The sequence below is a fragment of the Streptomyces chisholmiae genome (genome assembly GCF_031845445.1).
Taxonomy (GTDB): Bacteria; Actinomycetota; Actinomycetes; order Streptomycetales; family Streptomycetaceae; genus Streptomyces; species Streptomyces chisholmiae.
In genome coordinates this window covers 1-475 of record NZ_JAVREO010000118.1, presented here as the reverse complement: position 1 = coordinate 475, position 475 = coordinate 1, and the positions used below count along the sequence as shown (strand labels likewise).

General features: G+C 65.7%; 1 protein-coding gene. It reads right to left on the bottom strand.

Translation table 11 applies throughout. The features are described 5' to 3' along the window. Positions 1-143: 143 nt before the first annotated feature. Positions 144-284, bottom strand: a complete 141-nt coding sequence (locus RM844_RS32355; RefSeq protein ID WP_162563219.1) for a hypothetical protein — start codon at positions 282-284, stop codon at positions 144-146. Positions 285-475: the final 191 nt, after the last annotated feature.

Genomic DNA, 475 nt, shown 5'->3' with positions numbered 1-475 from the left:
CGGCGGGTTCCGGTGACGATGGCGACTTTGCCTTCGAGTGTGGCCACGAGCCAGAAAATTACACGCTTAATGTTTTGGCGGCAATGACCTCGGCTGCGGCGGCCTGACCATGGAGCGGGACGGTCTCGCGGCGCCGTCCTGAGTCACCGCGCCAGCAGCGCCGCTTCCTGCGGGGTGACCAAGCGCTCCTGCTTGGCGGGATACCGCCGGCTCTTGATGGGGCAACGGATCAGAGAGAGGGCGATCCGCGCGGTGCGCGCGTCAACTGTTCGGCTGATGTACACGGCGGTTCACTCCGTTCCTCTGGTTGACCGTTGTCGGCTTGGTATCGGATACACGGTGCGTGGCGGCATTGGGTTCACGGCTCCCCGGGCAACATCGGTCCCCCGGGGATCATCGGGTAGGCGCCGGCCGGTTGTTGCACGATGCCCGTCGGTTGTTGGACGGTACCTACCGGGCCGAGACCGGGTTGAGC